General features: G+C 69.6%; 15 protein-coding genes. 10 read left to right on the plus strand and 5 right to left on the minus strand.

Annotated elements, in window-relative coordinates; genetic code table 11:
- Positions 1–29: 29 nt before the first annotated feature.
- Both ACFWBF_RS01720 and ACFWBF_RS01725 read right to left on the minus strand, forming a co-directional pair.
- Entirely contained in the window at positions 30–1817 is a 1788-nt protein-coding gene (locus ACFWBF_RS01720; protein ID WP_385593503.1) for an ABC transporter ATP-binding protein, read from the minus strand.
- Positions 1818–1963: 146 nt separating this feature from the next.
- A complete protein-coding gene (locus ACFWBF_RS01725) occupies positions 1964–3241 on the minus strand; it encodes a cytochrome P450 (RefSeq protein WP_385593506.1) in 1278 nt (425 codons plus the stop codon).
- 238 nt (positions 3242–3479) lie between these two features.
- On the opposite strand from ACFWBF_RS01725, the gene ACFWBF_RS01730 reads away from it, so the two are divergent.
- The 6 genes from ACFWBF_RS01730 (at position 3480) to ACFWBF_RS01755 (ending at position 12830) form a co-directional block, all read left to right on the plus strand.
- On the plus strand, positions 3480–5546 hold the full coding sequence (locus ACFWBF_RS01730; protein WP_385593508.1) for a phosphocholine-specific phospholipase C: 2067 nt from the start codon (positions 3480–3482) through the stop codon (positions 5544–5546).
- Between the two features lie 293 nt (positions 5547–5839).
- Positions 5840–6940, plus strand: a complete 1101-nt coding sequence (locus ACFWBF_RS01735; RefSeq protein ID WP_385593511.1) for an RICIN domain-containing protein — start codon at positions 5840–5842, stop codon at positions 6938–6940.
- A 34-nt stretch (positions 6941–6974) separates the two neighbouring features.
- Complete coding sequence (locus tag ACFWBF_RS01740; RefSeq protein ID WP_385593514.1) at positions 6975–8768, plus strand: hypothetical protein; 1794 nt, start codon at positions 6975–6977, stop codon at positions 8766–8768.
- A 299-nt stretch (positions 8769–9067) separates the two neighbouring features.
- On the plus strand, positions 9068–9343 hold the full coding sequence (locus ACFWBF_RS01745) for a hypothetical protein (protein WP_385593517.1): 276 nt from the start codon (positions 9068–9070) through the stop codon (positions 9341–9343).
- A gap of 426 nt (positions 9344–9769) precedes the next feature.
- Positions 9770–9988, plus strand: coding sequence for a hypothetical protein (locus tag ACFWBF_RS01750; protein WP_385593520.1), 219 nt, complete (start codon positions 9770–9772; stop codon positions 9986–9988).
- 820 nt (positions 9989–10808) lie between these two features.
- Positions 10809–12830 carry a hypothetical protein gene (locus ACFWBF_RS01755; protein WP_385593523.1) on the plus strand — a complete coding sequence of 674 codons (2022 nt, stop codon included), beginning with the start codon at positions 10809–10811 and terminating at the stop codon, positions 12828–12830.
- Between the two features lie 349 nt (positions 12831–13179).
- Here the strand turns inward: ACFWBF_RS01755 and ACFWBF_RS01760 are convergent, their stop codons facing one another.
- The gene (locus ACFWBF_RS01760) at positions 13180–13614 is read right to left on the minus strand and encodes a hypothetical protein (protein ID WP_385593526.1); all 435 of its coding nucleotides are present in this window, start codon (positions 13612–13614) and stop codon (positions 13180–13182) included.
- Positions 13615–14145: 531 nt separating this feature from the next.
- On the opposite strand from ACFWBF_RS01760, the gene ACFWBF_RS01765 reads away from it, so the two are divergent.
- Together ACFWBF_RS01765 and ACFWBF_RS01770 are read left to right on the plus strand one after the other, a co-directional pair.
- Complete coding sequence (locus ACFWBF_RS01765; RefSeq protein WP_385593529.1) at positions 14146–14955, plus strand: NRDE family protein; 810 nt, start codon at positions 14146–14148, stop codon at positions 14953–14955.
- A gap of 651 nt (positions 14956–15606) precedes the next feature.
- Positions 15607–16005, plus strand: coding sequence for a ricin-type beta-trefoil lectin domain protein (locus ACFWBF_RS01770; protein WP_385593532.1), 399 nt, complete (start codon positions 15607–15609; stop codon positions 16003–16005).
- 716 nt (positions 16006–16721) lie between these two features.
- Here the strand turns inward: ACFWBF_RS01770 and ACFWBF_RS01775 are convergent.
- Entirely contained in the window at positions 16722–17636 is a 915-nt protein-coding gene (locus tag ACFWBF_RS01775) for an SDR family NAD(P)-dependent oxidoreductase (protein ID WP_385593535.1), read from the minus strand.
- A 45-nt stretch (positions 17637–17681) separates the two neighbouring features.
- Entirely contained in the window at positions 17682–18707 is a 1026-nt protein-coding gene (locus tag ACFWBF_RS01780; protein ID WP_385593538.1) for a 3-oxoacyl-ACP synthase III family protein, read from the minus strand.
- 232 nt (positions 18708–18939) lie between these two features.
- Between ACFWBF_RS01780 and ACFWBF_RS01785 the strand changes: the two genes are divergently transcribed.
- Both ACFWBF_RS01785 and ACFWBF_RS01790 read left to right on the plus strand, forming a co-directional pair.
- On the plus strand, positions 18940–19611 hold the full coding sequence (locus ACFWBF_RS01785; RefSeq protein ID WP_385593540.1) for an HtaA domain-containing protein: 672 nt from the start codon (positions 18940–18942) through the stop codon (positions 19609–19611).
- Between the two features lie 196 nt (positions 19612–19807).
- Entirely contained in the window at positions 19808–21613 is a 1806-nt protein-coding gene (locus ACFWBF_RS01790) for an acyl-CoA dehydrogenase (RefSeq protein WP_385593543.1), read from the plus strand.
- Positions 21614–21621: the final 8 nt, after the last annotated feature.

The raw sequence follows: 21621 nt of genomic DNA on the forward strand, positions 1-21621 counted from the left end.
CGACGCGGTGAACCTGTCCGGCCACAGCACTAGTGAGAGTCCGCCCGCGCGGTGGTGTCGTCGAGGAAGCCTCCTGACTGGTGCTGCCACAGCTTCGCGTAGGCGCCCTCCGCGGCCAGGAGCTGTTGGTGCGTGCCCTGTTCGACGATCCGTCCGCGGTCGAGGACGACGAGCCGGTCCATGCCCGCGACGGTGCTCAGCCGGTGCGCCACCACGAGCGCCGTCCGACCGTCCATGAGCCGCCACAGCGCGTCCTGGACGAGGATCTCGCTCTCGGAGTCCAGCGCGCTCGTCGCCTCGTCGAGCAGCAGGATCGGCGCGTCGCGCAGGATCGCCCTGGCGAGGGCGACCCGCTGGCGCTGTCCGCCGGACAGCTTCACCCCGCGCTCGCCCACCATGGTGTCGAAGCCGTCCGGCAGCGCATCGGCGAACTCCGTGACGTGCGCCGCCTCCGCCGCGCTGCGGATCTCGGCATCGGTGGCCCCCGGCCGGGCGAACGCGATGTTGTCCCGCAGCGTGCGGTGGAACATCGCCGGGTCCTGGGGCACGTACGCGATCAGGCTGCGCAGGTCGGCCTGGCACAGCCTGCTGATGTCCTGCCCGCCGATCATGATCCGGCCGGCGTCGATGTCCGTCATCCGCAGCAGCAGCCGGGTGAGAGTGGTCTTGCCCCCGCCGGACCGGCCGACGAGACCGATCTTCGCGCCGCTCGCCACGGCCAGGTCGAGCCCCTCGAAGAGCGGCTCGGCCCCGGCCGCGTGGGTGAAGGTCACCTGCTCGAAGCGCACGTCGGCGGCCTCGGAGGCCAGCGGTTCCGGGCAGGGCGGGTCGAGCACGGTCGGCTGCGTCAGGAGCAGTTCCGTGAACTGCGCGGCCTCCGTCATCGAGCTCTCCAGACGGCGGTAGATCTGGTTGAACTCGAACATGATGCGCGTCGCGTTGGAGTAGTAGGTGAAGGCGACGACCACCGCCTCCACGCCGTGCCCCGACCCGGCGAGGGCGATGGCGCCCAACAGGCCCAGCGCATTGGTCAGTACGGACATCGGCGCGACGATCGTGTCGATGCGCAGGTTGCCGTAGTCCCACGAACGGAGCATGAGCCGACGCGACTGGGCGACCCGCGACCGGTGTTCGGCGGCCTCCCTCTCCTCGGCGGCGAACGCCCGGACTGTGTCCATGTTCATCAGGCTGTCGGCGACGTGACCCGACACCCGGGCGATCGCCTCCTCCCGCTGGTCGACGAGGGCTTGGCGGCGGCGGATCAACGGCCGCACGAGCAGTGCGGCCAGCGCGATCATCGCCAGGAGCCCGACGACGAGCAGCGGTTCGTACTGCCACAGCACGACCGACCCGAACAGCAGCGGCACGAACTTGCCCACGACGGAGAAGGTCAGGGTGTCGACGAACTCTTCGAAGCGGGAGGCGAAACTCAGGACCCGCTTGGTGAGCGATCCGGCGAAGTTGTCGTGGAAGAAGGCGGCGTCCTTGGCGAACAGTTCGTCCATGCCGATGACGTACAAGTGCTCGATGCCGAGGGCGTCGACACGGTTCAGGCAGTGCAGTCCGACGCGCCACAGCGCCTCGCCGAACAGCAGGACTCCGGCGAAGCCGAAAACGTAGGGCAGCATCGCCCCGATGTCGGTTCCGGCGCCGCCGGGGGCCGTGTCCCCCGCGATGCGGCCGACGAGCTTCGCGACGACCAGCGGGGCGATGTAGTCGATGCCGATGTTGCCCAGCGCCGGGAACAGCATCGCGGGCACCGCCACCCACCGGAGCCGACCCAACTCCCTTCCGTAGTACCGAAGTGCGAGCAGCATCGAACCCCTGCCCGACGAACTTTTGCGCGATTCAGGCGTATCCATCCCAACCCTGCTTTGTCGGACCCAAGTGGACAGGATCCGCAGTGTCCCGCGGCGCCCGCCCCACCGTCCAAGCGTTTTTCGTCAGGCAACGTCAGGCAACGTCAGGCAACGAGCGTCGCGGGGGTCGGGCCGTCCGGGCGGACGGTGAGGCCGTACGCGGTCTTGGCCGGGGTGGAGCGGAAGCGCGGGGTGTGGGCGGGCAGCAGGTGCTCGAGGAGGACGGTCGACTCCCGGAGGGCGAACTGCAGCCCGAGGCAGGCCCGCGGCCCGATGCCGAACGGCAGGTAGCTGCCCGGGTGTTTGGGGCGCCGTCCGGGGGTGGTGAAGCGTTCCGGGTCGAAGCGCTCCGGTTCTTCCCAGAGTCCGGGGTCCCGGTGGGTGAGATAGGGGCAGACCAGTACGTCGGTGCCGGCCTCGACCTCGTATCCGGTGAGGACGTCGTCCTGGGCCGCGCAGCGCGGCAGGATCCACGCGGACGGGTAGAAGCGCAGCGTCTCGTGGACCAGCGCCTGGACGGCCTGCCGCCGCTCGGGCGAGCCCTCGGCGCCCGCGGCGAGGGCCTGTTCGCGCGCCTGCGGGTTTCGGTCCAGTAGGAGGTGGAGCCAGGTCAGGGTGGTGGCGGTGGTCTCGTGACCGGCGACCAGCAGGGTGACCAGCTCGTCGCGGATCAGCCGGTCGGTGTACTCGGGGCGCGTTCCCGCCGCCTCCAGCAGGACGTGCAGCAGGCCCGGGCCGTCGGGACCGGCCTCGCCGTCGCGGGCGGCGGCGATGGCCCGGGCCGCGACGGCGTCGATACGGGCCAGCTCGGCGGCGACGGCCCCTTGGGCGGCGGCGCCGTCCGCGGGCAGGCTGGGCAGTGCAGCCACCACGGCGGGTACGGAGGCCAGTTCGCGCTCCGTGCCGGGGTCGAGGGGATGGCCGGTCAGGGAACGCCAGATGGTGTCCAGGGCGAAGCGGCGCATCTCGTCGCCGACGTCGAGGACCGCCCGGCCCCGGGCGTACGCGGCCCAGCGCGCGGCGGCGGTCCGGGCTGCCTCGGTGATCCGCTGCTCGTAGCGGCGCATCCCCGGGCCGGTGAACTGGGACTGCAGCAGGCGCCGTTGCCGCTGCCACGCCTCGCCCGTCGCGGCCAGGACCCCGTCACCGATCAGCAGGCGGGCGCGGTGCGAGCGCTTGACGTACCGGTCGGGGTGGAGGGCGAGCACGTGTTGCACGGCCTCGGGTCCGGTGACCAGGACGGTCGGGCGCGGACCGAGTCTGAACGCGGCGACCGGCCCGAGCTGTTGGTGTGCCTGGGCGAAAAGGTCGATGAGCTCGCCTCCCCCGGCCTGCCACTGCCCGACGAGGCCGGAGTCCAGCTCGGGAACGCGGGTGACCACGGATCAGCTCCTGTACGTCGGCACGGGCGGGCGCAGGCATCACGCACTGTAGTGGAACGGCAGCGATGGGCGACAGCCCGACCGCCGCTCAGTGCACCGCTGGCCGACACTCCCCCGAAATCCGTCCGACGTTCGCCTGGTGTACTCCCCGAGGTCAAGCCAGGCTCCCCCTGCGGTACCCGGGGCGCGCTGTCCTGGGGGCGCTCAACCACCCCTCAACGACAGAGGTCGATCCGCCATGGCAGAACTCAACCGCCGCCGCTTCCTGCAGCTCGCCGGCGGCGCAGCCGCCCTGACGATGCTCAACGAGAGCATCGCGCGCGCCGCCGCCATCCCCGCGCAGGGGAGCACCGGCACCATCGCCGATGTCGAGCACATCGTGGTCCTCATGCAGGAGAATCGTTCCTTCGACCACTACTTCGGCGCACTGCGCGGCGTCCGCGGCTTCGGCGACCCGCGCCCGGTGACCCTGCCCAGCGGCAAGTCCGTCTTCCACCAGTCGGACGGCACGAAGGAGACGCTGCCCTTCCGGCCGCCGTCCGACGACCTCGGCATGGAGTTCCTCCAAGGCCTCAACCACGACTGGGCGGGCGGCCAGAGCGCCTTCAACAAGGGCAAGTACGACAACTGGGTGCCCGCCAAGACGCCCACCACCATGGCGTACCTGACGCGCGACGACATTCCCTTCCACTACGCCCTCGCCGACGCGTTCACCGTCTGCGACGCGTACCACTGCTCGTTCATCGGCTCCACCGACCCCAACCGCTACTACCTCTGGTCGGGCCACACCGGCAACGACGGCAAGGGCGGCGGCCCGGTCCTGAACAACGCCGAGGCCGGCTACGACTGGACCACCTACCCCGAGCGCCTGGAGACGGCCGGGATCTCCTGGAAGGTCTACCAGGACGTCGGCGACGGCCTCGACGCCGCCGGCTCCTGGGGCTGGATCAACGACGCCTACCGCGGGAACTACGGCGACAACTCCCTGCTCTACTTCAACAACTACCGGGGCGCCCAGCCGGGCAACCCGCTGTACGACAAGGCCCGCACCGGCACGAACGCCAAGGCCGGCGAGGGTTACTTCGACCGGCTGCGCGCCGACGTCACCGCCGACGCCCTCCCCCAGGTCTCCTGGATCGCGGCTCCCGAGGCTTTCAGCGAGCACTCCAACTGGCCCTCCAACTACGGCGCCTGGTACATCTCGCAGGTTCTGGACGCCCTCACCTCCAACCCCGACGTGTGGGCCCGCACCGCTCTGTTCATCACCTACGACGAGAACGACGGCTTCTTCGACCACGTGGTCCCGCCGTACGCCCCCGCGAGCGCCGACCAGGGCCTGTCGACCACGCCCACCACCCTGGACGTCTTCCCCGGCAAGCCCGGCTACGTCGCCGGACCGTACGGCCTCGGCCCGCGCGTGCCGATGCTGGTGGTCTCCCCCTGGAGCACCGGCGGCTACTCCTGCTCCGAGACCTTCGACCACACCTCCGTGATCCGCTTCATGGAGAAGCGCTTCGGTGTGCAGGAGCCCAACATCTCCCCGTGGCGCCGCGCCGTGTGCGGCGACCTGACCTCCGCCTTCGACTTCGCCCGCAACGACAGCGGCACCGTCCCCCTGCCCGACACCGGCGCCTGGTTCCCGCAGGACCGCGAGCGCCACCCCGACTTCCGGGCCACCCCGCCCGCCGAGGGCGCCATGCCCCGCCAGGAGAAGGGCCTGCGTCCCACGCGTGCGCTGAAGTACGCCCCGTACGTGGACGGCGCCGCGCTCGTCGCGGAGGGCAGGTTCCGGCTGACGTTCAGCGGCGGCCAGGACCTGGGCGCGCAGTTCTACGTCACCTCCGGCAACCGCACCGACGCACCCTGGACGTACACCACCGAGGCCGGCAAGTCGATCGCGGACACCTGGAACACCCGTTACTCGGCCGGAGTCACCGACCTGACCGTGCACGGACCCAACGGCTTCCTGCGCGGTTTCCGCAACCCCGCCGCCACGCCGGGCCCCGAGGCCACCGCCCGGCACAACGCCGCCACCGGAAACCTCGACCTCACCCTCACCAACGCCGGCGGGTCGACCGCCACCCTCACGGTCACCAACGCCTACGCCGGCGGCCCGAAGCGCCTCACGGTCGCCGCGGGCGCCACCGTCACGTACAGCGTCCCGCTGAAGAACACGCGGCGCTGGTACGACGTATCGGTCACGGCGTCCGGTGCGCCGGACTTCCTGCGCCGCTTCGCGGGCAAGGTGGAGACGGGCGCGCCCGGCCTGTCGGATCCGGCGATCCTGACGAACCAGTCCTCCTGACCCCGACGGCCGGAGCGGGGCGCGCCCTCGCGGTGGCGCCCCGCACCCGCCCGGTCACGGCGGAGCGGTCCCCGCTCCTCGTCGCACGGTCCGCCCACGGACCGGACAGCAGCTGGGACAGCTCGAGCGCAGCCGTCGGCGCTCCAGCAGCAGGTCGGAACACGGCCGAGCAGGCCCCGGGCGGCTGCCGCTTCCAGCCAAGGACACGCTCCCTCACCCGTATGCCGGAGCCGGTTCACCGCAGAATCGATCACTCGCCGTACCCGCGCGGCCACATTCCATGAGGAGCGTATGTGAGTGATCTGATCGAAGGCAGCCAGTACCTGATCAAGAACCAGAAGACAGGGCTGTACCTGACCGGCAAACCCAACCCGGACAACGACCGGCACGGCACCATCGACCTGCAGCCCCTGCGGGAGGGCGAGGCGCGCCAGTCGCAGCTGTGGGAGTTACGGCAGGGCAACGCCCAAGGGCGCTTCATGCTGCGCAACATGGAGCGGCGGCACACGTACCTGCACCCCTACGGGCACAGCGGCAACGCCAGCACCCTGCTCGAGGAGTACATCTACGAGCCGGACCACGCCGACAGCTACATGTGGGAGGTCGTCAAGGAGACCACCCCGGACAGCGATGTCTGGACGCTGAAGCTGGTGGCCGGAGCGCGCTGGCTCAACGTCCGCAACCACAACGACGCGGCAGGTGCGCAGGTCGAAGTGTGGGAGGACCCCGCCGACACCCACGCGTACCGGCAGTGGGCGCTGGAGCGCGTGCCCTCGGCCGGAGCCGGGGTCGCACTGCCACTGACGTTCTCCGTCCCCGAGGAGTTCTCCGCCCTCGACCTGACCGCCTCCGCGGAGGAGAACACCGACCTGCTGCTCGACCGGCTCGGACAGCTGGAGACCCCGCCGTCGCAGGAGGAACTCGCCCACGCGGTGCTGGCGCAGCAGACGATGTTCGAGATGCTGACCGCGGCAGGCGCCGTGTACGCGGGCGTCCTGGTGGCGAAGACACCGGCGGACGCACCGCCGGAGGAGCAGCGTCTGAGCTCGGTGATCCTCACGGTCGTCGCCCGGCCCAGCGAGCTGGCCAACGAGCACACCGTCGAGCGCCTGGCGCGCACGCTGGGCGCGATCCATCCCGATGCCGAGGTCGGGGTCACCAGGCTACCCACGGGGCCGGTGCTGCTGCTGACGCAGGACAGCAAGGTCGAAAAACCGGCCAATCTCCTCGTGGACGACGACCAGCCCACCGTGGTGCGCCAGTTGCACGTCTTCGTGCCGATTCCGGGACGGCTGGCGATGGCGGACTTCTCCATCGCCACCGAGAACCTCACCGAGTGGGACCACTGCGTCGACATCCTGGCCGGCGTCTGCAACACGATCGCCTTCACCTGATGCCGACCACCACCACGGACCGAAGGACCTCGTCGTGACGAAGCCGCTGTACACACCCGAAACCGAAGCCGACACCGAGCTGGCGCACCTCGGCTACAACGCCTCCGTGCACGACCTGGTCGTGCAGGCCGCGCACAAGGAGCTCAACCGGTTCCTCGTGGACGAGGGCGAAGCGCTGCGGATGTGGGGCTGGGACCCCAACTCCCTGCACGCCGCCGACCGGTACCGCGTCGCCCAGCTCCTGCGGGCGTTCATCTACCAGGAGCAGAGCATCGTCGCCGCCCTGAAGTGGCTGGACGAGCGGTACCGCGCCTATGTCGACGCCTCGCCCCAGAACCGCCAGAAGGCGGAGGCGTTCGTCGACTCCCTCAACCGGGCCGCGGCGCGGCGCGCGATCGACTTCATGGTCGACCGCGTGCCCGGGGCAGGGGTGCTGGTCACGAGTGCCAAACGTGACCGGATAGCCAAGGACCTGGTGGCCAAGTGGCAGAAGGAAGCGCCCAACGCCGACGCCCACGCCGCTCCGGCGGAGCGCGAGCCCGGCGAGGGTGGCGGGCGATTCGGTTACTCGTACGGGACCAGGATGGCGGTGCTGGAGCAGGGCGAGTGGCTCGTGGCCGACGTGATCGCGGACTCCCTCAAGGGCGTTCCCGGTCTGTCGCAGATGGCCAAGACCATCGCCGAGCGTCCCAAGGTGACCGATCAGTGGGGCAACGAGCAGCCGTACGACCCGGACGAGTGGGGCGGAGACAGGTACCTGCCACCGGTCTTCCGGCGCATGCACACCCTGCGCAGCATCGTGGATTTCCATGACCCCGAAATCGCCCGCGAACTCGGCAGGCGGAGCGGCAACTGGATGGCCGACCCCTGGGACTCGGAAGGTAACGAGCGGCCGGAGGACACGACCTTCAAGGGGTCGGGCTTCGACATGGACCTGTGGCGGCTGAAGGACCTGGCCTACCCCGGGGCGCGCATCCCCGACGGCCCGCTCTACGACCTGGTGGACACCGCTCTGGCCGTGCAGGCGGAGTACCAGCTCCAGTGCTTCTTCGTGGACCGGGAACTGTGCAAGGTCATCGAGACCCGGGGCAAGGAAGAGCGGTGGCTGTACGAGAAGACCGCGGCATGGGCCGTCGAGCGGGCGAGGGCCGAAGCGGAGGCGAAGGCGAAGGCGGCCGGCTTCTGGGGCCTCGTGGGGGACATCCTCGGACTGGTCAGTGCCGCCGCCGGCATCCTGGCGCTCATCCCGGTGCTCACCCCGATCATGGCGCCCATCGCCATCGTCTCCGCCCTCGGCTCGCTGGGCGCGCACGCGGCGGCCGCCACCATCCAGGGTGACTGGGACGCCGCCACGATCGCCGGTCTGGGAGCGGACGCGCTGGCCGCCCTACCGGTCGTCGGCGCCGTGGCCAAGGGCGCGAAGGGCGCCTGGGCCGCGGCCCGCATGAACAAGGCCGCCAGCGTGATCGTCAGGCAGAGCGGGCGGGCGTTCGTCGGGGCGATCGCGGGCAAGGGCGCGTCCGATGCCACGCGCTTCTTCGACCACCTCGGGCGGAAGGGCGCCGGGGTGGTCTCAGGCACCGCCGTCCAGAGCAAGATCCCCGGGAAGGTGCTCCAGGGGGCGGTCAGCCTGTCCACCCAGGTGCCCCTCATCGTCGAACTGTCCGGGGGCTCCGCGGGCCAACCGGCCAAGGACACCGCCACCGGGACCGCTCTGACCGCCAACATCGGTCAGACCGTCGGCGAATGGGACACCGTCGGCGCCTTCGCCACGAAGGCCGGCACCGTCAGCATCGAACGCTTCAGCCGCTTCTTCAGCAAGGTGTAGCCGGATGGCCCCGGGCTCCGGCCCGGGGCCCATCAGGAGGTCCTCGGTACAGTCGCCGCACGTGCCGGGGGTCGACGCGACGTGGCCCACCGAGCAGGGTGATGGCCGCCTGTCGGTGGATGATGGCGGACATGACATCGACAGGTCCCGGTCAAGAGCTGACCGCCGCAATGAAGGACGCGGACTCTCCCTCGTGGTCCGTGAGAGCCGCTGCGGGTCGTCGACTCGCAGCGGCGGCCGAAGTCGGGGGCGTAACCGAGGTCCTCCACCGCCTGCTGCTGGACGCTCAGGACACGGGAGTGACGCAGGAGACAGCCGAGGCGTTGTTGGCGCGAGCGGATACAACGGGCCTGAAAATCGTCCTGAAAGCCCTCTCCCGCGCAGCGCACACGTGGACCTCAGACCAGCTCAGCGCAGCAGTTGATGGTGACCCCGAGTGGATGACTGAGGCAGGCGAAAGCAGACTCATCCGGCAACTGCAGGAATTGAGAGCAGACGCCGACGCCGGTATCCGTGGCGAAGCCGAGAGGCTGCTGAAGCCCATCTTCCAGCATCGGCAGACACGCCACACTTGAGGTTCACGAAATCGCGGTCAGAGCCCGTGCGACCACATCGCGACCACCATGGTCCCGGACGCACGAAAGGCCGCCCTCTCACGGATGAGAGAACGGCCTCCGACCTGCGTTTCCACATGGTCGGGACGACAGGATTTGAACCTGCGACCCCTTGACCCCCAGATCGATGGGTCGGAGGAAAAATCCTGACATACAGCACAATTTGAGGGCTCACAGTGTGCACATTCGTACATGCTGTGCGCCCATCGACGTGAGCGCTGGTCCCCAACTGGTCCCCAAGGTAAGCAACCTGACTTGCTGTCCCCGCCCAGCCGTCTCAGAAGGCTGGGCGGGGACGGCGAGTCAGGGAGCGGTGTGGCGCCGCTTCCTTTCGGCCCGGCGTCGGAGGTCGCTGACGACCTCACGCCAACGCCAGGAGCCGTCCCAGTGGCAGTTCTCGTGGCCGCCGGGCTCCCAGTCCGCGAGCTCGTCCAGCTGCTTGAGCAGGGCATCCGGTTCGACAGGAGCGCGGTAGGTACGCTCGTCGTCGAGCTGGCCGGCGATGCCGTGGAGCTGGCGGGCAGCGCAGTAGTAGGAGAGCTGGGTGTCGGTCAGCCGGCGCGCGGCGTAGCCGCCGCACTTGCTGCACCAGTCCCAATCGTCTGACTCCGTTCCGGCCGACCAGCACCGACCGCTGGCGCGGCGGTAGCGGCCTACCGCTGGGCGTTCTGGGCCAGGTGCAGATCTACGCCTCGAACGCGGATCCCGCGTTCGAGGGCAAGGGGCATTCCCCTTTCTGCCGGCACACACGGGACCGAGGTCTCGCTCACGGCGACGACCTCCTGAGCGTGTCCGACCTGCTGGCCCCGGTCAACATCCGACAGGCGAAATGCGCCAGGCAGTAGCGGGCGACCGGGGGCTGGATGAGCCGGCGCAGCGGGGAACGCGATCCTGTACCCGTTACGAGGAGGTCATCGGAGCCGCGGGCGGCGTCCACGAGGGCCACGCCAGGAGTCATCCGTACGGTCGGCCCGCGAGGGTCACACCGGGCCTCTCCGCGCCGAAGGCCGCATCCATGACCGAGATGCTGCGGCTCCAGGTGGTACAACGCCCGGCATTCGACCTCTGCATGGGACGGGGTCGTGTTGGACGCAGGGTAGATGGGCTCTGGCCCACATTCGATGAGCGGTGACGATGAGTGGTCGTGTGTAGTCGGCCCTGTTCTCGTATAACTACGGCCAAGTGGCGTGTAGCGCTGAGTAACTACGCGGTTGTGTCGCCGTCGTGGTGGTGTGGCCGATCACCCACAGGTCTGGGCTGAGAGGCGGGCAGCCCTACGCGGATGTGCTGCTTCTGGTCAAGAGAACTATTTAGGCCCTCTCTATGTCTGCTTACGCCTTTTAGGTGTATCGCCAGGTCTGGGTGCGTAGCTTCCTGCTGGTGGCGACCCCGGCCGGGGTCGCACAGGCAGAAGAGGCGGGTTTGTATGAGTGAAGTACCGCAGGTAACGCGCGAGGAGCGGTTGGAAGGGCTGAAAGCCCTCTTTTCGGGGGCGGCCGGCAAGACGCGGGCCGGGCAGGCGCTGACGAGTTCGGGCCACAGCAACCTGCTGATCGGGGCGTTGCTGCATGCCGCGGACCGCAAGCGTGAAGGGCATGCGGCGACCGATCTGGAGGAGCGGTTGCTGACGGTGCTGGGCACGGCGGTGCCGCAGGAGGAGATCGGCGAGTGGGGGCGCGTCTACCGGGAAGCGGTCATCGCGCAGGGCGACACGATCGCCCTGGTGCCGAGGGTCATCGCCAGCCGTCCGGTGAGTGAGGGGTTCAACTTCGCGGACCTGGTGGGCAACTGGGGTCCGGTGGTGGAAGAGATCATGGCGTTGCCGAACACGGTGGCTGTCAGCCGTGAGGAGCTCGCGGCGGGCAGGTCGGGCGAGAGCGCGGCGTTCATCGCGGCGATGAAGGCCAACGGCGGGCTGGGCATCTCGGGCTTCATCCGGCCGGGCGGGGCGCCGGTCGGCGCTGCGTCGGCCGGCGCCCAGGACACCGAGGGCGGGGACGGGCAGAGCGAAGGGCGGGCGCCGCTGACTGCGTTCCGGGCGAAGCTGGAGCTGGACAGTTTCTACGTTCACGACTCGGTGGGGGACGCGGGCGGGGGCCGCGACGAGATCTACTGGACCGGCTCCTCCGCCAGCGACCTCGCCTCGGGGCCCTCGTACCGCTCGGGAGAGTTCGGGGCGTCCTCGACCGGGGACACGCATGTCTTCCCGGCCGGCAAGCGGGTCTTCTTCGAGGGACAGGTCCGCGACGGTCTCGGCCTGGTCCTGTACTGCATGGAGGCCGACCAGAGCGACGACGAGTGGTACGACGCGCTGATGAAGGAGCTGAGCAACCTCTCCACCGCGTTGCAGGCCCTGGACTTCGGCAACGCCCTCATCCCCGGACTGCCCGGCGCCGACATCATCGCCATTGCCGGTGAGGCCGCCCGGATGGCCGTCTTCCTCAAGGAGGTCCTGCGTAATCACGACGACCTCTCCGCCGAGCGCGCCATCGCCCTGGACCGCTACGCCCTGGCCGTCCTGGCTTACCGCGGCGAGACGTCCTGGCACTTCAACGGCAACGGCCACCACGAACTGAAGGTGAAGTACACCGGCGAGAAGGCGCCCTTCCCCCAGGGCAGCCTGGAATACGCGATCCGCACCGGCACCACCTGGGGCGCACCCATTCCCATGGGCTGGGACAGCATGACCGCGCCCACCCTGACCACGTACAACGGCAAGCTCTACGCCTTCTTCGTGCGCCCGGGTGACAACGCGGTGATGTGGACCCGGCAGGAGGGCGGGGTGTGGAAGAAGCCGGAGCGGATCGGCGGCGACGCCAGCGTCTTCGCCCCGGCCGTGGTCGCCGCCCACGGCAAACTCTTCTACGCCCACACCGGCGCGGGCGACGCGCTGTGGTGGCGGACCTACACCGAAGCGGGAGGCTGGACTGGTGCCACGCAGTTCGCGGGCTACAAGGTGGTCCACGCGCCTTCCCTGGCCGCGTACTCCAACCGGGTGTGGCTGACCGTCGTCGACCTGGACGGCCATCTCTGGCTCAACACCCACGACGGCAGCACCTGGAGTAAGGGGTACAGCGACAACCTCAACTGGGTGGTCCACCACGGGGTGGCGATGGCCGCCGACGATGGACTGCTGTGGCGGGTCGTGCGCGGGCTGGACACCGCTGTCTACACCAGCACCTCGGACGGAGGCTCCCACTACGTCGACCGCGGAACCGTCACCCGCTGGTCCATCTCGCACGCCCCGGCGCTCACCGTCCACGACAACGCCCTGTGCATCTTCTTCCGTCACACCGACGGCAGCCTGCGCGTCTCCACCCGCTCCAGCATCAACGTCGCCTGGGGTGACGCCCTGGCGGTCAGCGGGGTGGGAGCGATCAAACCGCTCGACTCACCGTCCGCCGTCTCCCACGACGGCAAGCTGTACGTGATGTACCGCCGCCAGTAGACCCACGCCCCCGCCGGCTTCACGCGGGCCCGGGGATGAGCAGTCCGGTGAGATTCGATTCTGCTGGTCAGCCGGACTCGGCCGCAGGCTCCCCTGCGCGAGACGGCATCGTCGTGGCGGTCCTCGCCCTGAAACTCCCCGCCCCTTTGGACACCTCCGCCCGGCCAGGGCGTCCATTGCCCAGTGCTCCCCGGCGCGCACGGACATGCCCTGGTCCCATGTGCAATGGCGGCCGCAGGGCCCACCGCTACGACACGGGAGACAGGAAGGCCCCTTCCCCGCCGAAGGCGAGGGCGGGGAAGGGGCTGGACTGCCGTCCGAGTGTCAGTGGGGCGTGTGGGGCTGCGGGTCACGCCTGGAGCTGCACCTTCCACCCGTACAAAGCGGCCTCAAGGTCGCCGGCCGACGCCAGCCACGCGCTTGCGGGCGCCCTATATGCCAGGATCAACCTTTCGGGGCTGCCGAGGAGTCCAACGGTGACGGAGCCGGATTTGGAGTCCTGCCTCAGGATCCACTGCGATTGGTCGTCCCCGGGCGCAGCGACAACAGTTCTCCCCGCCAGCACAAAGCCCTCCGTCGTCAAGGTATCGCCCGTGTCCACGTTCACGAACTTGACCACGGCACCGCCTTCGCCGCTTTTGATGACGACAACGTGCCACATGTCGCTCTCCGCGCCGCTGGTGGCAGCCGTCACCGAGACGCGGGACGTCCCCTTGACCTGGACCACCCGCTTTCCGTCGGAGGCCAGGGAAAGGGAGTACTTGCCACCTGCTACGAATTCCACTGTCTGCTCCTCATACTCAGCGCACGGCCTGCGGCCGGTGTACGGCCACGTTCCAGCGCATACCTGTCGTCGTGGGCAAGCCTGCCGCCCCGGCCGCTGCCGCGAAGCCAAACATGATCACCTGGCTCAAAGGCGCTGCCTCGACCTCAAGTCAGCCGCGGCGCCCGAACCGGAACTACCCCCTACCGCCAACCTCCCCCACCTCCTGGCCGTGGCACGCGCTGACGCCCTCTCCGCACAACGACAGGCTCAGCGCTCCCAGGCCCCCTGGCGGTAGGCCACCGCAGGCGCGGGCCCTCTGGTCGTCAGCTCATCGGCAAGGCGGACGTGATCAGGTCTCGGGCAGCCTGGCTGTAGACGGCCGAGGGCTGGAGAAGCCCGAACTCCTTGCGGAACACGCCGAGCCCTCCCTGATCCCTCATCCTCTCGGCCCCGGGGTATCCCTCGCCTTCGACCCTGCCGCCGTCGAAAATCGAGAAGCCAGTGCGCCTGGGGAGTATCGGTCACACCAACATTTTTGAAGGGGCCCAGGTGTGCATCGCGTTCATCAGTGTGGAGCCGGCGTTGCGTTGGCCGGTTCTGGTTCTGTTTGTCAGAGACGGATACCGCGACCGGGCGTGGCGACTGCCGGGAGCGCACTGGCCTTCACAGCCTGCGGTTTTGGGCGGCCTGGACCTGTTGGCGGGCGGTACGTGGCTCGCGCTGGATCGGGGTACCCCGATCGGCGCCGCGCAGGGGCAGGGGCGCGGGCAGCGCCTGGCTTGTCTGCTCAATGGGGCAGGGGTGCCTGCGCATGCGGATTCCCGCAGGTCCCGGGGTGGTGTGCCCCTCACGATGACGGGAACGGGAAGCCCCGAAGGCCTTGATCTGGAGCGCTACGACCCCTTTCACCTCGTGTACGCGGACCGGGCGGGGGCACAGGTGATGAGCTGGTCCGGGCAGATGCTGACGACGCACGAGCTCACGTCCGGGATGCATGCGGTCGCGGAGGACGGCCTGGTCGGCCCGGGTGGTCGTACTGCGGTGCTGTCGGTGGGGAGCGAGCGGTCGCTGGCTCGCGTTGAGCATGCCCGCCGGCGTCTGGAGGCTGTAACGCGCCCTGAACCCGGAACCGGTGGGACGGCCGCGGCCCGGGGCGCCTGGCTGGCTGTGGCCAGTGCGGACGCTGCACCTGCCGCCGGCTCCTCCTGCCTGATGCAGGCGGGCGAGCTACGGCGGGGCAGGTGGTGGTCGACGACATCGGTCGCCCTGGTCGCGCTCGGTCGGGAGTCGGGGCCGCGTTTCGACTTCGATCCGGATCCGGTCGCGGGCGGGGCCTGGTACGAGGTCGCCATGGCGTGAGTCCGACGTCGTCCTCCGTCACGCGGACGCCGGTGTCTGGTCAGGGAAGCAGGTGCTGGCCGCGTGTGAGGCTGCTGATGCCGACGGCCAGCTGCGCAGCCGCCGTTGTCTTCTCGCGCAAGGCCTCGTCGGGAAGTGCGAGCAGCCATGACCGTGCGGCTTGTGCCCGCTCCCCGGGGACCCGCAGCACCGCGCGGTGGAATCCTGATGCGCACGGTCTCGGCGTCGGGTGAAAACTGACCACTCAACGGCGGATCAACGGTGACCCACCTCGCGCACCCAGTAGAGCGTCAGCTGCTGGGCGCTGGCGAGCGCCCGAGTAGCTCGCGTGACGTCAGGTTCGTTCGATGATGGCCGGCGGTCACCAACAGGCTTACCGCAGCGCAGAACTGGCGACAGTTGAATACGCGAGCTCACCAGTGCCGAGGCCGTACCCGTGACGCCACCCCTAACGTCACCCCAATGGGCATATTGCGCTGCAATCAGGACACAACAGGTCGCATCAGCCTCTAAAGTTCGAACCGCACGACAACTGGTCATGACGCATCAATAGTTGAGATCGGAGTAACCTTGAAAATTCGATTTGCGGTGACGAGCGTCGGGGCTACCGCAATCCTTGCGGCCTTCAGCACCTCAGCATCCGTCCCCGCCGTGGCTGCCGAACTGAGCAGCGAGACCCGCGCGAGCGGCAACTACTGCCTGGCCAACACTTGGGAGGCTTCCGCAGTCAGCATCAAGTCCTGTGACTCCAGTGATCGCGGACAGCGCTGGACAGTGCGGGGAAACCAGATCTCTCTGACCGACGCGCCCCGCTACTGCCTCGCGAACACCTGGCAGACCCCCGAAGTCCGCACCAAGCGCTGTGACTCCAGTGACCGCGGCCAGCACTGGACAGTGCGGGGAAATCAAATCTCCCTGACCGATGCGCCCCGCTACTGCCTCGCCAACACCTGGGACACTCCGGATGTCAGCGGCAGGCGCTGTGACTCCAGTGACAGCGGACAGCACTGGACGGTGCAGGGAAACCAGATCTCCCTGACCGACGCCTGAGAGAGCCTCGGCTGAGGAGGCAGTTCAGCCGGCCCGTCCCGGTGTACCGGACAGCCTGGGGCCCTGCCCAAGCACGGGCCCCAGGCCGTTCTTCGGCTTCATCGCTCAACCGCAGCCCGACCCCGGCGGGGTCGGGCGGGAGTGCTGATCGTCGGCGCCCGACTCGGGGCGTCTCCTGAGAGAGCTCGGCCGCGTCGTCATCCTCCTGGTTTCCGGGTCGCTCGTCCGAGGGCGGCTTCGGTTCGTCCGGCGACATCATGACCGCCACTGCCACCCTGCTGCACGACAGGACCTCGACCCGCGCGAGTACATCCCCCATGCCACGGCGGAGGCGCTCAAGGCCGCAGCCGAAGGCGCGCCGCTCCCTCCCCAGCAGGGCGGAACCGGCGCACCCCGACAACGCGGCCTCAGTGGCCGGCCTGGCCATCCTTCTCCCCGGACCGCCCTCCGTGGCCGGCGGTGGGCCGGGGCCGCGTCGTGGTGGGGTAGGTATAAAACTGCCGGACGTTGGTTACACGTGGGTCTCCGAATCGACGGAGATCTGCCATGCCCCCTTCGCTGCAACAGCAGCAGGACCGCAAGGCCCAGCATCGCCTGGCGGTCCTGCGCCACGCCGAAGAAGTCACCGGCAGCAACGTCGCGCTGACCTGCCGCTACTACGGCATCAGCCGCACGTGCAAGCACCCTCGGGAGCGCGGTTGGCTCGCGAGCGGAGGCTACCGAGGGGGCTTTCCTTGCGGGCGCATGGGCAGGGCGCCCAGCGTGCTGAACAGTCGTGATGCGGCTTGCGGCCCCGAGAGGCCCAGGACAAGGCGTTTGACTGGGTCACTGATCGCGTACGGGAGGGAGGCGATCAGAGGCGCGGCCAGGCGGGCGTCCATGCCCACGGTGTAGCGGGCTTTGGGCCGGCGGGCAGTCAGGGCCCGGTGGACGGTGGCTGCGGCGCGTTCTGGGCCGCCGAACCGGGTGGGGTCGCTCAGGGCTGCGGCGGCGTTTCGGTAGCAGTCGGTGAAGCGCGTGGAGATGCCGCTGGGCGGTGTGAGGGAGTGGATCGCGTCTTGCAGCAGGCTTGTCGCATGGAAGCCGTGCTCGATGAGTACGACCTGGACCCCGGAGCCGGCCAGTTCCATCCGCAGAGCGTGGGTCAGTGCGGTGGAAGCGGCTCTGCTGGCGCCGTACCAGCCGCCCAGCGGCAGCACTGAGCGCCCGGCGGCCGAGGAGAGGTTCACGATCCGGCCCCGGCCGCGTCGGCGCATCGCGGGCAGCGCCAGCCGTGCGATGCGCACGGCGGCAAAGGTGTTGATCTCCATGAGGCGGCGCGCCGTTTCCTCGGTGACGTCCTCCACGGCCCGGGCCACCGCGAATCCGTCCGCGTTGACGACCGCGTCGGGGCCGCCGGTCGTGAGGTCGGCGATGTCCTTGAACGCTGCCTCGCAGGCCTGCAGGTCGGATACGTCCAAGGCCGTGGCCCGCAGGTCGAGACCTTCCTTCGCGGCCCGCGCCGAGAGCCGATGCGCTTCGTCCTGCGTACGGGCAGTGGCGAACACGTCGTATCCGGCCCGGGCCAGCCGGAGGGCGGTGGCCTGGCCGATGCCGTTTCCGGCGCCGGTCACAAGCACGCTGCTGGGCATCGGCGACTCCTCATATCCGTCGGGCGGGCTGGCGTGGCTGCGGGGTCAGAGGCGGATGCTGGTGATGCCGGCGCTGAAGCCGCTGGCGAAGCCGATCAGGGTGACCAGGTCGCCCGGTCCGACGCGGCCGGTCTCCTGCGCCCGCGCGAGTTGCAGGGGAAGGGAAGCTGAAGCGGCGTTGCCGTGGTCGGCGACCGTGAGCATGCACCGCTCCGCCGGCAGGTTGAGGTCGGTGACGGTCTGGTGGAACTGGGTCGCTGAGATCTGGTGGAGGGCGATGAACGAGCTGGACCTGGCCAGTTCGAGTTCGGGCTGGTAGCCGGTCAGGGCGCGTGTGGCGTGCTGTCGACCCGCCGCCGCCATGTCTCCTTGCATCCGGACGTAGGTGGGCTCGTCGCTGCCCGGCCGCCAGTTCATCGAGCCGCCGGCTTGGACGGTGCAGACCTGCCAGGCGGTGGATTCGGCGCTGAAGCGGCTGGTGAGGATGCCCGGGTCCTGCTCGCCGGCCGGACCGGCGGTCAGGAGCATCGCGGCGCCGGCGTCGCTGACGGTGTAGCCGACGGCGGCGCTGCGCAGGGCTCGTACGTCGGGAAGGTGCCAGCGGGTGCCCAGGGTGGAGGTTTCGCCGCAGGCGATGAGGACGGTGCGGTGCTGGGCCGATTCGATGAGTGCGCGGGCGACTTGGAGGGCGTTCAGCACGCTGTTGCAGGCGTTCTTCACGTCGAAGACCGGGCAGGAGGCGCCGAGTTTCGCCGCCACGATGTGCGCCGTGGCCGGCTCGAGGAGGTCCTGGCAGGAGGAGGCGAACAGCAGCAGGTCCACCTCCTTGATGTCGGTCCCGGCGGCGGCGAGGGCTTTGGCGGCTGCGGCGACCGCGAGATCGGATGCCTGCTGGCCTTCGTCTCGGACGTGGACGCCGCGGACGCCGGTGAAACGTTCCAGGAGACCGCGGGGAGGCACCACCGGGCTGCCGGAGGCGGCGAGCTGCTCCCGGGTCTGCTCCATGGTCCGGTACTGGGACGGCAGGTGGACCGCTGTGGCCAGCAGGCGTGCACGCGTGGGAGTAGACACGGTCCCAACGTAGCGAGGCAGCAGGTCTCGACCGGCATCGGTTAACCCCTGGGGTGCATGCCGAACGGTTGACTCATTCTTGGCGAGGGCTTGCCGAGAGCGGGCCCCAGCAGGCACCAGGCTTGCGACCGGACACACGGGTCGGCTTGGTTGGTGCGGCCCGAGCGGCGGCCGCACCCCCGGGTCGCCTCTGCCTTGTCGAGCCAATGGCTGACAGCCGGGCGGCATCGGAGTGATCATCAGCGGCTGGGCAGTGCGTTTCGGCTGGTCTGTCGTTACGGAAGGCGTGAAATTTTCCGGTTCCAAGAAGCGTCTCGTTGTCCTTTCGATCACAGCGGCGGTCGCCCTCGGCGTGGGGGCTGTCCAGGCCGGTGCCATCGCCGGCAGCCTCAACCTGCGCGGTAAGGGCACCTTCTGCCTCTCACCTGAAGCAGCCCGCAACCTGGCTGCCAGGAGTGTGACCTTCGAGGCGATCGCGCCGGCTACGGTCGACGGCACCTGCGTGACCATGCCCGGTGCCGGCACGCTGGCCCCCGACCTCACCGGCGGCGAAGTCCCCCTCGAAGGAGGCATGCGCTTCCAGGGCAGCGGCCATCGTCTCGACATCACACGCATGAGCGGCCACGTCCGCCTCAACGAGGGCTACAACACCGCGGACGTCGCAGTGGACGGCGGACCTGCCGCCAATCTGGACATCGCCCACTGGCCGGTCTCCATGAGCAGGGTCTCGATGACTCCCACCACGGTGAGCATGAAGGACAACCCGCTCACGCTCACCGACGCCGCGAAGGCAGCCTTCGCCCAGGCATTCGGCGCCGGCCCGACAGCCGAGGGCCAAGCGCTGTTCCTGTTCACCGGCAAGGCGGAGATCACCAACCCCTTCGGCGGGCTTTCCAGGCCCTGACCCTTCCCCTGCGCCGGCGGGGTTGCGGGGATTGCCCGCGGCCCCGCCGGTGGTGGTGGTCCCGCGTGTGCAGTGGTGCTTCGCAACAAGCGTGCCGGCCAGGGACGGGTCGCTCCCTGCCCGGGCGTGTCCGGCGCTACTGCGGCTTCGTTGGGCGGGCATGAGTGCGATGAAAACCGAGGCACCCCCTGCAGACGTGGCCGGAATTGTGAAGTGCGTGCTGTTCGGGGCGGGGGCCGAGGAGAACGTCCTGCACGAACCGTGGCGCCGGTTGTTGGCGACTGCGGCGTTCCGCCGGCCCTCGGGCCAGTCAGCCGAGGAGCATCTGGAGTGGGTGTACGACCGGCTTCGGCTTCTTGGGGGTGCGATCACCGATCCGCTGGAGCTGGTGGGTGATCCGGTCCGGCTGGCGTGCCTGCACGAGTGGTTGTGCTTCGTCGACCCCACGCTGACGGCCCTGGCGACCATCCACTACAACCTGTTCCTGGGCAGCCTCGCCGCGCACCACGCCGAGGAGCCGGCAGACCTGACCCCCTACACCTCGATGCGCCGGCTGGGGACCTTCCTCCTGACGGAGGTCGCCCACGGCAACGACGCAGCCGCCGTGGAGACGACCGCCGTCTACGACCGCGCCAGCGACACCTTCAGCATCGACACCCCGAACGCGGGCGCACAGAAGTTCATCTCCAACACGAGCCCCGCCGGGGGCCCCAAGACCGGACTGGTCGGGGCCCGGCTGATCGTCGACGGCACAGATCAGGGAGTCTTCCTCTTTCTGGTGCCGCTGACCGATGGCGTGGGCGTACTGCCGGGCGTGCGGGTGCGGCGGCTTCCTGCGCGACTGGGCAGCCCGCACGACCACTGTCTGACCTCGTTCGGCGGGGTGCGGGTTCCCCGGGAGGCGATGCTGGGCGGTGCGCACGGCCGGATCACCGACGAGGGAGTGTTCGTCAGCGAGGTGCCCGAGCGACGCCACCGCTTCCTGACCTCCATCGACCGGGTCATGACCGGCCGGATCTGCCTGAGCGCCGGTACCGTCGGCGCGACCCGCGCAGGGCTTGTGATGGCCGTCCGCTACGGCAACAACCGGCACATCACCGGACTGACCGATTCTTCCAGGCTGCCGGTATTCGCACTGCGCAGCCACCACGGGCCGCTCGTCGAGGCCATCGCCACCGTGTACGCGATGAACATGCTCTACCGGGAAGCCGCCCGACGATGGAGCGAGCGCGGCACGGACGATGCGGCTGAGGCAGCCCTGTTCGTGTCGGTGGCCAAGGCGTGGATCACCTGGCAGGGCCGCGACGTCGGTGCGCAGATCCGGGAGCGCTGCGGAGCCCAAGGGCTGCTGGTCCACAACGGCATCGTCGCCCAGCTCATGGCGGTGGAGGGTGCGATCACCGCCGAGGGCGACAACCAGGCGATCATGGCGCAGGCCGCAGCCGAACTCCTCCTGCGTCACCGCCCCGGCCACCCGCCGTCCAGCCCTCCTGGGCGCAGCCTGACCGAGGCCGGGTTCTTGCAAGAGCTGCTCACGGCGGCGGAGCGGATCTGGCTGGACCGGGCCCGCGACGCTCGGCGCAGTGCTCCGGCCGAGGCGCTCGCGCGGCGCAACCACGCCATGGGTGCCGCGCTGCGGGCCGCCGACCTGTACGCCCAGCGTCACGCTGTCCAGGCGCTCGCCGACGCCGTGGAGGAGATGCCCGCCGGTGCGGCCCGGGAGTTGGGGGCCTCGGTGCATGTGCTGTTCGCGCTGCGCGCGGTCGCCGGCCACAGCGGGGACCTGCTGCGCCATGGCCTGCTGGATGCCGAGCGGGTCGATGAGCTGCCGGTGCTGATCGAGCGGCTGGTGGCGAAGCTGGCGCCGCAGGCCGGGGTGCTGGTGGAGGCGTTCGCCGTACCGGAGGAGTTCTTCGAGGGCATGCCCCTCGCCGCCGACGACTACATCGCCCCCTACGATGATCCCGACGGACCATGGCACCGGCGGGAGCGGGCCGTGTGACTCCCGGT

It is taken from the genome of Streptomyces sp. NPDC060028 (genome assembly GCF_042736725.1).
GTDB lineage: Bacteria > Actinomycetota > Actinomycetes > Streptomycetales > Streptomycetaceae > Streptomyces.